The sequence below is a fragment of the Bacteroides sp. HMSC067B03 genome (genome assembly GCF_001811315.1).
In the GTDB taxonomy this organism is placed as follows: domain Bacteria; phylum Bacteroidota; class Bacteroidia; order Bacteroidales; family Bacteroidaceae; genus Bacteroides; species Bacteroides faecis.
In genome coordinates, this window is the sequence record NZ_KV804267.1 from 25339 (window position 1) to 35770 (window position 10432).

Annotated in this window: 9 protein-coding genes; 5 read left to right on the forward strand and 4 right to left on the reverse strand. The window is 41.5% G+C overall.

What is annotated here, in order from left to right; genetic code table 11:
- Positions 1 to 23: 23 nt before the first annotated feature.
- The 3 genes from sucC to thiD form a co-directional block, all read right to left on the reverse strand.
- Positions 24 to 1154: an ADP-forming succinate--CoA ligase subunit beta gene (sucC, locus tag HMPREF2794_RS02600; protein WP_070750805.1), complete on the reverse strand. Its 1131-nt coding sequence runs from the start codon at positions 1152 to 1154 to the stop codon at positions 24 to 26.
- A 199-nt stretch (positions 1155 to 1353) separates the two neighbouring features.
- A complete protein-coding gene (gene fabD / locus HMPREF2794_RS02605; RefSeq protein ID WP_010538100.1) occupies positions 1354 to 2241 on the reverse strand; it encodes an ACP S-malonyltransferase in 888 nt (295 codons plus the stop codon).
- A 51-nt stretch (positions 2242 to 2292) separates the two neighbouring features.
- Positions 2293 to 3129 carry a bifunctional hydroxymethylpyrimidine kinase/phosphomethylpyrimidine kinase gene (gene thiD / locus HMPREF2794_RS02610; protein ID WP_010538099.1) on the reverse strand — a complete coding sequence of 279 codons (837 nt, stop codon included), beginning with the start codon at positions 3127 to 3129 and terminating at the stop codon, positions 2293 to 2295.
- Between the two features lie 340 nt (positions 3130 to 3469).
- On the opposite strand from thiD, the gene HMPREF2794_RS02615 reads away from it, so the two are divergent.
- From HMPREF2794_RS02615 to xylE, 4 genes are all read left to right on the forward strand, one after another.
- Positions 3470 to 4201 carry an NUDIX hydrolase gene (locus HMPREF2794_RS02615; RefSeq protein ID WP_070750809.1) on the forward strand — a complete coding sequence of 244 codons (732 nt, stop codon included), beginning with the start codon at positions 3470 to 3472 and terminating at the stop codon, positions 4199 to 4201.
- 40 nt (positions 4202 to 4241) lie between these two features.
- Complete coding sequence (locus tag HMPREF2794_RS02620; RefSeq protein WP_070750807.1) at positions 4242 to 5738, forward strand: xylulokinase; 1497 nt, start codon at positions 4242 to 4244, stop codon at positions 5736 to 5738.
- A 61-nt stretch (positions 5739 to 5799) separates the two neighbouring features.
- On the forward strand, positions 5800 to 7116 hold the full coding sequence (gene xylA / locus HMPREF2794_RS02625; protein ID WP_010538096.1) for a xylose isomerase: 1317 nt from the start codon (positions 5800 to 5802) through the stop codon (positions 7114 to 7116).
- Positions 7117 to 7218: 102 nt separating this feature from the next.
- On the forward strand, positions 7219 to 8673 hold the full coding sequence (gene xylE / locus HMPREF2794_RS02630) for a D-xylose transporter XylE (RefSeq protein ID WP_010538095.1): 1455 nt from the start codon (positions 7219 to 7221) through the stop codon (positions 8671 to 8673).
- A 141-nt stretch (positions 8674 to 8814) separates the two neighbouring features.
- On the opposite strand, the gene HMPREF2794_RS02635 is transcribed toward xylE, so the two are convergent.
- Positions 8815 to 9435 (reverse strand): HU family DNA-binding protein, encoded by a 621-nt coding sequence (locus HMPREF2794_RS02635; RefSeq protein ID WP_055268761.1) that lies wholly within the window; start codon positions 9433 to 9435, stop codon positions 8815 to 8817.
- 337 nt (positions 9436 to 9772) lie between these two features.
- Between HMPREF2794_RS02635 and HMPREF2794_RS02640 the strand changes: the two genes are divergently transcribed.
- A complete protein-coding gene (locus HMPREF2794_RS02640) occupies positions 9773 to 10426 on the forward strand; it encodes a virulence-associated E family protein (protein WP_246839578.1) in 654 nt (217 codons plus the stop codon).
- The last annotated feature ends 6 nt before the right edge of the window (positions 10427 to 10432 follow it).

A 10432-nucleotide genomic window follows, 5' to 3' on the forward strand; every position in this document is an offset into this window, starting at 1 on the left:
TCATTTTTATATGTGATTTCATCTTAAGACCTGAGAGCCATTAATGCGGCTTCCTGCATCGTTGTAGCAATTTGAAAACGGTCATGGTTGCGTAAAAGGTCACGTCCGATATGCTCATTTGTTCCTGTGAGCCGGACGATGACCGGAATATCACTCTTAATCTGGTCGAATGCCTGAATAAGTCCGATTGCTACATCATCACAGCGAGTGATTCCTCCAAAAATATTAATCAGAACAACTTTTACTTTTTCGTCCTGTAATAGAAGCTTCATGGCTTCAACCACTTTGACGGGGTTTGAACTGCCGCCAATGTCAAGGAAGTTGGCAGGATTCCCTCCATGAAGTTTTATCATATCCATTGTTGCCATGGCAAGTCCGGCTCCATTTACCATACAGCCTATATTGCCATCCATATGAACATAGCTGAATCCTTTATTTTTGGCATCCGCTTCCACTTTTTCTTCTTCTGTAGGGTCAAAAAAACTTAGTATGTCCGGGTGACGGTGGAGAGCGTTATCATCAAAAACAATTTTGGCATCAATAGCCATTAATATGCCTTTGGTGGTAAGAGCTAATGGGTTTATTTCAACCAGAGATGCATCATTCTCCATGAAAATTTTGTAGAGTTCCTGTAGAATGGCAGCCATTCTGTCAGCTTGTTCCAACTGAGGGAAGAGAGAGAATGCGAAACGGCGTGCAAGGTAGTCAGGCAAACCGATGAATGGATCAATGGCATAGCGAATGATTTTATCCGGTGACTGGCGGGCTACTTCTTCGATGTCCATACCACCGGATGCACTCATCATGAGGATTACAGCGCGTGTATTTCTGTCGATAGTAAAACTGACATAATATTCAGCAGCAATATCGACCGCTTCGCTGACCAGTATTTGATTGACAGGAAGTCCTTTAATACTCATGCTTAGGATATTCTTAGCTTCCTGATAGGCATCTTCTGTATTATCAACCAATTTAACACCTCCGGCTTTTCCCCGTCCGCCGGTTAGCACTTGTGCTTTAATAACCACTCTGTCCGATCCCATTCTCCGGTAAGCAGCAACTGCACCGGCAGCTGTACGACATAGAGTATGCCTTTCAACAGGGATTCCATACTTGGAGAAGATTTCTTTTGCTTGATATTCATGTATTTTCATGATCCACGAATTTGAATAAATGATTCCTATAATACAAACAAAAGAAAGATCAGGAAAGTTTGCTGACAGAGAGAACTATTGATGTGTTATACAGCATGTTAATTGTTTTATATTTCACTAACGAGCATAAAAAAACGTGTTGGCAAACTTTGTCAACACGCTCTATAATGAAAGGAATTGGTAAATCTACTGCAGATGCTTATGCAATGCCGTGAGCACTTACCGTACCGTCTATTTTCTTGATCAAGCCTTGCAATACTGCACCCGGTCCGCATTCTGTGAAATCAGTAGCACCATCAGCAACCATATTCTTAACAGATTGTGTCCAGCGTACAGAGGCAGTTAGCTGAGCAACCAGATTCTTCTTAATCTCAGCAGGATCAGTGTGAGGAAGTGCATCTACATTCTGATATACCGGACATTTGGGAGCATGGATTTCTGTTGCGTTGATAGCAGCCTCCAACTCAATTTTAGCCGGGTCCATCAATGGTGAGTGGAAAGCACCGCCTACCTTCAGCGGAAGAGCACGTTTTGCTCCGGCAGCTTTCATCAGTTCACAAGCTTTTTCGATACCTGGTACAGAACCTGAAATTACGATTTGTCCTGGACAGTTGTAATTGGCAGGTACGCAAACTTCACCTTCTGCATTGACAGAAGCACAGATTTCTTCCACCTTTTCATCTGGCAATGCAATGATGGCAGCCATAGTAGAAGGAGTGGCTTCGCAAGCTTTCTGCATAGCCATTGCACGAGCATAAACCAGTTTCAGTCCGTCTTCAAAACTCAGTGCACCAGCAGCTACCAATGCAGAGAATTCGCCAAGTGAGTGTCCGGCTGTCATTTCCGGTTTGAAATCATCACCCATGCAAAGAGCAGAGATAACAGAGTGAAGGAATACGGCAGGCTGAGTAACCTTTGTCTGACGAAGATCTTCGTCTGTACCATTGAACATGATATCTGTAATGCGATATCCGAGGATATCATTTGCTTTTTCAAACAATTCTTTTGCTAAAGCTGAGTTTTCATACAGGTCTTTACCCATTCCTACGAATTGAGCACCTTGACCGGGAAATACAAATGCTTTCATATCTTTAATTATTTAATTGATTTTTAAATGCGGGTGCAAAGTTACAGATTTTTATGACACGACCGCACAAAATGTACATATTTGTGCAACGGAGTCAGGAAAATGCCACAGAGGTCCGTTGCCATGCCCGATATTTAAGTTTTTGCCTGCAATGATGGCGTGGGTGATATATTCTTTGGCATGACGGATGGATTCTTTCATCGAATATCCTTTTGCCTGGTAGCTTGCAATAGCAGAAGAGAGAGTACATCCTGTCCCATGTAAGTTTTTGGTTTCTATCTTTTTTTCTTCATATATATAATAGGTATGATCCGGAGAATATAAAAGATCACACATTTTATCACCTTCCAAGTGTCCGCCTTTGATCAGGATATGGGTTTGATAATCGATAGAGAGTTGTTTGGCAGCTGCCAGCATGTCCTGTGTATTTTGGATGCTGTTACCTGTCAGTACCATTGCTTCATCGATGTTGGGAGTGATTAATGTAACAAGTGGTAAAAGTTCATTCTTAATCTCTTCAATGGCTTCGTCCGTCATCAGCTTTCGTCCGCTGGTAGATACCATTACCGGATCGTAAATGATATGTTCCGGTGAATATTTCCGCAAACACTCAGCGATGACATGAACGATCTGAATATCGTTGACCATGCCTATTTTCACAGAGGCAGGCTGCAAATCCTCCATCACCGCTTCGATTTGTCCGCAAACAATTTCGGGGGGTATCGCATGGACTGCACGTACCCCTAAAGTGTTTTGTACGGTGACGGCAGTGATGGCAGATGCCGCATAGCCTCCTAATGCCGAGATTGTTTTGATATCTGCCTGAATGCCCGCTCCTCCCGAACAATCGGAACCGGCGATGGATAAAATGACGGGATGACGTTCCATTTTAGATTTTTTAATATTTATCCGGCAAAGATAAAATAAAAACAGCAAGATACAAAATGAGATATCGTCTAAAATACAATAAGTACATTGTCGGGGATGAGGAAGAATGGATATGAAAAGTACTGATAATAAAGAACCATTACTCTTTTCGTACTTTGTACAATTACTCGCTACCGGAATGGCTAAAATACATATTGTAATTCAGAAGATAACACTAAGTAGTCATATTGTATGTTGTATGATATGTATATCTATGAAAAACAATGTTTTATAGCACATTATTTATTGTTGTTTGAATTGAATGTCACCCCTATATTTGCATCGTATTAAAGAAATGGATATGCAGAACATACAGAAAAAAGCACCTTTGGCAAACAATCACATATCAGTAGACTGTGTGGTGATTGGTTTTGACGGAGAACAACTGAAAGTGTTACTTGTAAAACGTGCGGGTGAAGATAATGGTGAAGTGTATCACGATATGAAACTTCCCGGAAGTCTTATTTATATGGATGAAGACTTGGACGAAGCAGCGCAACGCGTACTGTATGAATTGACAGGGCTCAAAAATGTGAACCTGATGCAGTTTAAGGCATTCGGTTCTAAAAACAGAACCAGCAATCCCAAAGATGTACGCTGGCTGGAACGGGCAATGCAGTCAAAGGTTGAACGTATCGTGACGATCGCTTATTTATCGATGGTGAAAATAGATCGGACATTGGACAAGAATCTGGATGATCATCAGGCTTGTTGGATTGCTTTGAAGGATGTGATGACATTGGCTTTCGACCACAATCTGATAATCAAAGAGGCCATGACCTATATTCGTCAGTTTGTAGAGTTCAATCCTTCCATGTTATTTGAGCTGCTTCCGCGTAAGTTTACTGCTGCTCAGTTAAGGACCCTTTTTGAGTTGGTATATGACAAGACTGTGGATGTACGCAACTTCCATAAGAAAATAGCGATGATGGAATATGTAGTTCCTTTGGAAGAAAAACAGCAAGGGGTGGCCCATCGTGCAGCACGTTATTATAAATTTGATAAGAAGATATATAATAAGGTAAGAAGGTAAGCTTATTCAAATAGTAAATCGTTAAATCGTAAATATTATCATGTTTCTATTAGGTTATGACATAGGTAGCTCGTCCGTTAAAGCGAGTCTGGTAAATGCTGAAACAGGTAAATGTGTATCGTCAGCGTTTTTCCCGAAAACAGAAGCGAAGATTATCGCAGTAAATCCCGGGTGGGCAGAACAAGACCCTGAAAGTTGGTGGGAAAACCTGAAGTTGTCCACACAGGTTATTATGGCAGAATCAGGAGTTGGTGCTGCCGAAATTAAAGCTATCGGTATTTCCTATCAAATGCACGGACTGGTATGTGTAGATAAGAACCAGCATGTATTGCGTCCCGCTATAATCTGGTGTGATTCTCGTGCAGTGCCTTATGGACAGAAAGCATTTGAAATGATCGGAGAGGAGAAGTGTCTTTCTCATTTACTGAATTCGCCAGGTAATTTTACAGCTTCAAAGTTGGCTTGGATCAAACAGAACGAACCGGCTGTCTACGAGCAGATATATAAAATAATGCTTCCCGGTGATTATATTGCCATGAAGTTGAGTGGAGATATATGTACAACTGTTTCCGGTCTTTCAGAAGGAATGTTCTGGGACTTTAAAAATAATTGCGTAGCCGATTTCCTGATGGATTATTACGGGTTTGATGCTTCGCTCATTGCAGATATCAAACCGACCTTTGCGGAACAAGGACGTGTAAATGCCGTTGCTGCGAAAGAATTAGGATTGAAAGAAGGAACACCGATTACTTATCGTGCTGGTGACCAGCCGAATAATGCACTTTCACTGAATGTGTTCAATCCGGGTGAAATCGCCTCTACGGCAGGAACGTCAGGAGTTGTATACGGTGTGAATAGCGAAGTGAATTATGATTTACAGTCGCGTGTCAATACCTTTGCGCATGTGAATCATACAGCTGAGCAAACTCGTTTGGGAGTATTGCTCTGCATCAACGGAACGGGTATTCTCAACTCATGGGTAAAAAGAAATATAGCTCCCGAGGGTATTTCGTACAACGAAATGAATGTATTGGCTTCCAAAGCACCGATCGGGAGTGCAGGTATCAGCATCCTGCCTTTTGGTAATGGTGCGGAACGCATGCTGAATAATAAAGAAATAGGCTGTAGCATTCGTGGTGTTGATTTTAATGCACATGGCAAGCACCATATTATTCGTGCTGCACAAGAAGGAATTGTATTTTCTTTTAAGTATGGCATTGACATCATGGAACAAATGGGGATTCCGGTCAAAATGATTCACGCCGGACATGCAAATATGTTCCTTAGTTCCATCTTCCGTGATACACTGGCAGGAGTAACCGGAGCTACTATCGAACTTTATGATACGGATGGTTCTGTAGGAGCCGCCAAGGGGGCAGGTATCGGTGCGGGCATTTATAAAGATAATAATGAGGCATTTGAAACCCTTGACAAACTGGATGTGATTGAACCGAATATAGCTAAACGACAGGAATACGCCGATGCATATGCCAGATGGAAGCATCGTCTTGAGAAATCAATGGGCGGCAACGTATAGACTTGGACTTTCAACTCAGATAATAAATAATAATATAATAACTTTTTAAATAACAAGAATTATGGCAACAAAAGAATTTTTTCCGGGAATTGAAAAGATTAAATTTGAAGGTAAAGATAGTAAGAACCCGATGGCATTCCGTTATTATGATGCAGAGAAGGTAATTAATGGTAAAAAAATGAAGGATTGGCTGAGATTCGCTATGGCATGGTGGCACACATTGTGTGCTGAAGGTGGCGACCAGTTTGGTGGCGGAACGAAGCAATTCCCATGGAACTGCAATGCAGATGCTATACAGGCTGCAAAAGACAAGATGGACGCAGGGTTTGAATTCATGCAGAAAATGGGTATCGAATACTATTGTTTTCATGACGTAGACTTGGTTTCAGAAGGTGCCAGTGTGGAAGAATATGAAGCAAATCTGAAAGAAATCGTAGCTTATGCAAAACAGAAACAGGCAGAAACAGGCATCAAACTGCTATGGGGTACTGCTAATGTATTCGGTCACGCCCGTTATATGAACGGTGCCGCTACTAATCCCGATTTCGATGTAGTAGCCCGTGCTGCTATTCAAATTAAGAATGCGATTGATGCGACGATTGAACTTGGTGGAGAAAATTATGTATTCTGGGGTGGTCGTGAAGGATATATGTCTCTTCTGAACACAGACCAGAAACGTGAAAAAGAACACCTTGCACAGATGTTGACAATTGCCCGTGACTATGCCCGCGCACGCGGCTTCAAAGGTACTTTCCTGATTGAACCGAAACCGATGGAGCCGACTAAGCATCAGTATGATGTAGATACGGAAACAGTTATCGGCTTCTTGAAAGCTCACGGTCTGGATAAAGATTTCAAAGTAAATATCGAAGTGAATCATGCAACGTTGGCAGGTCATACTTTTGAGCACGAACTGGCTGTAGCTGTAGATAATGGTATGCTGGGCTCTATTGATGCTAATCGTGGTGACTATCAGAATGGCTGGGATACGGATCAATTCCCAATTGATAATTATGAACTGACTCAGGCTATGATGCAGATTATCCGTAACGGTGGTCTTGGTACCGGTGGTACAAACTTCGATGCTAAAACCCGTCGTAACTCTACAGATCTGGAAGATATCTTTATTGCTCACATTGCTGGTATGGATGCCATGGCTCGCGCGCTCGAAAGTGCAGCAGCTCTGTTGAACGAATCTCCATACAAGAAGATGCTGGCTGACCGTTATGCTTCTTTCGATGGCGGAAAAGGCAAAGAATTTGAAGATGGCAAGCTGACTCTGGAAGATGTGGTTGCTTATGCAAAAACAAAAGGAGAGCCGAAACAGACTAGCGGCAAGCAGGAACTTTATGAAGCAATTCTGAATATGTATTGTTAATTAATATTTAAAACAGGCGGTAAAGCAGCGGTAGGGCTACTACTTTATCGCCTGACTTTTTCTAATCCAACTACTACACTACTTTATCCACTTTTTAAAACTATGAATAATACAACGAACGAAGGAAGTAAACTCTACTTGTATTCGATTACTTCTGTCGCTATTTTGGGCGGTTTGCTCTTTGGTTATGACACGGCGGTTATTTCCGGCGCGGAAAAAGGGCTGGAAGCTTTCTTCTTATCCGCTTCCGATTTCCAGTATAATAAGGTAATGCACGGCATTACTTCTTCCAGTGCATTGATAGGCTGCGTACTGGGCGGTGCTTTATCCGGTATTTTTGCTTCTCGTCTGGGACGTCGTAACTCATTACGGCTTGCAGCAGTATTATTTTTCCTCTCGGCATTAGGCTCTTATTATCCGGAAGTCCTTTTCTTCGAGTATGGAAAACCGAATATGGACTTATTGATAGCATTCAATCTGTATCGCGTTCTGGGTGGTATCGGAGTGGGACTGGCTTCAGCGGTATGTCCAATGTATATTGCTGAGATTGCTCCTTCCAATATTCGTGGAACCCTTGTTTCGTGTAACCAGTTTGCCATTATTTTTGGTATGTTGGTTGTCTACTTTGTGAATTATCTGATTATGGGCGACCATCAGAATCCGATTATTCTGAAAGATGCTGCTGGTGTGTTGTCAGTAAGTACAGAATCCGATATGTGGACAGTTCAGGAAGGGTGGCGTTATATGTTCGGCTCGGAAGCTTTCCCGGCTGCTTTGTTTGGCATGCTCTTGTTCTTTGTTCCGAAGACTCCTCGTTATTTGGTTCTTGTACAACAGGAAGAAAAGGCTTACTCTATTCTGGAGAAAATTAATGGTAAGGCTAAAGCTCGGGAAATTCTTAATGATATTAAAGCTACAGCTCAGGAAAAGACAGAGAAAATCTTTACTTATGGAGTGACGGTAATCGTAATTGGCATTCTACTTTCTGTATTCCAACAGGCGATTGGTATTAATGCCGTACTTTATTATGCTCCGCGTATTTTCGAGAATGCCGGTGCAGAAGGTGGCGGTATGATGCAAACTGTGATTATGGGGGTTGTCAATATCATCTTTACACTGGTTGCTATCTTTACGGTAGACCGCTTTGGACGCAAACCTTTGCTGATTATCGGATCTATTGGTATGGCTGTGGGTGCATTTGCTGTGGCAATGTGTGATAGCATGGCAATCAAGGGTGTTCTTCCGGTGCTTTCCATTATTGTATATGCAGCTTTCTTCATGATGTCATGGGGACCGATTTGCTGGGTGCTGATTTCAGAAATCTTCCCGAATACTATTCGTGGCAAAGCAGTCGCTATCGCTGTGGCTTTCCAATGGATATTCAACTATATCGTATCATCCACTTTCCCGGCATTATATGACTTTAGTCCGATGTTTGCATATAGCTTATATGGAATTATCTGTGTTGCTGCCGCTATCTTTGTCTGGCGATGGGTACCCGAAACTAAAGGAAAGACACTGGAAGATATGAGTAAACTCTGGAAGAAAAACAAATAAATTAGGTTAGTGTTTTTTATCATGTCATCAGGATTTTAGTGTGATGACAGGATTCTATCAAGATTATGACATCATACCAATGGTATGGTGTCATAATCATTTTTATGAGCATTTCATTGTAAATCAAGACCTAATTTTGCATTATCTATTTTTGGATACTCCGAACCATCCTGGCACAGGAAAATAAAAAGGAGAACGGATATAGCCCGGGTGAGTCAGTTTTCCTTCATCCACCCGCTTTTGTAATCTGCGGAGTGCAGTGGCTTTTCGAAGTCCACATAATGAACAAAGCTGCTGTGTAGTAATACAAGGGTTATCTTTGAAAAATTCAGCTAATCTCCCGTCTATTTCTATATCGCTCAACTCCTGTGACCTGCGGGTCTCACTAACCTTTTCAAAAGTCGTAGCCTTTAATTCGCGAAGCAAATCTTTTTCCGGAGTAAAAACGATTCCGCTGCAATGAATATTTTCGGCACGGATTTCTTTGGGAGAACGTACTTCGGGTGATTCCGCTTTGATACGGAATGAACCGATTCCCGGAATGTGAATGCTATTCCCGTTGGATAATTCTTGTTTGAAGACATTGGCGAACTCTATAAAAGATCCTATTACGTCACTTTGTCTTAAACTACTTCTGGACTCAATCGTTTCGGCTATATCTTCCAGTGTGATGGTGTCCCGTACAACCAGTCGGGCATGATATCTCGTTTTATTGGAATCTTTAGGTTGGGGAGTCAGGAAGAAATCATAAAGTGCATTCATTGCTTTAGTTGTTTTGTGCGTATCAATTAGCAGACTTACGCAGTCATTTTATTTATTTTGTACCTTTCTATTGATTGGCTCACATTATGTGCAACAGCTAACTCACATATTGTGTAACAACTGTCGCTCATTATGTGCGATAGCTATCGCACGACTGGTGCTACGCCTAATATGATGCGTCAAAATTACTAATAATTCTAATCAAAAACAACACTTCAAAGGCTTATTTTTGTTAGATCATTTTTCAAAAAAGAATGAGTCAACTTATTTGCAAATCCGGTATTCAGTACTATACTTTTGTGTCTCAAATCTCATAATAACTAAAAAAACAGTAAGTATGAAAACAATAATTAGAGAAATGGTAGAGACAATAAAACAATTGTTTGCACAGAAACAGCAAATGCAGGAGCCGATAGTTGCCAATTGTAAGATACCCGGAGTCGTGGCACAAAAGACACTGAAGAAGAAGGAGGAGCCTGAGAAGACAGGTGAAAAAACGGGCAAATCTAATAAATGGAGTCAATCGTTGACTTTGCAATTAAAGGAGTATTTGAATGACAATTTTGATTTCCGTTATAACAATCTGACAGGAGCTACAGAATATAGGGAGAAGAGTGGAAAGAACTGTTTCCGGCCTATTGATGAACGCGAAATGAATGGAATGATTGTGGATGCCCGCCTGGAGGGAATACCTTGTTGGAGAGGGGATGTGCCTACCATGATTCTTTCAAATAAAGTGGAGTCTTATAATCCTTTCCATCTTTATGTAAAGGAATTGCCGGGTTGGGATGGAGTAGATCGTGTAACACCTTTATTACTACGTGTTTCAGATAATGAGATATGGCTGAGAGGAGGACATTGCTGGTTACGGGCAATGCTTTCACAGTGGAGTGGGGAAGAACGTCTGCACGCCAATGTACTTACTCCCGTTTTAATAAGTGGGAAGCAGGGATTGAGTAAAAGTAACCCGTTGGCGGAATTAAATAAATAACCGTAT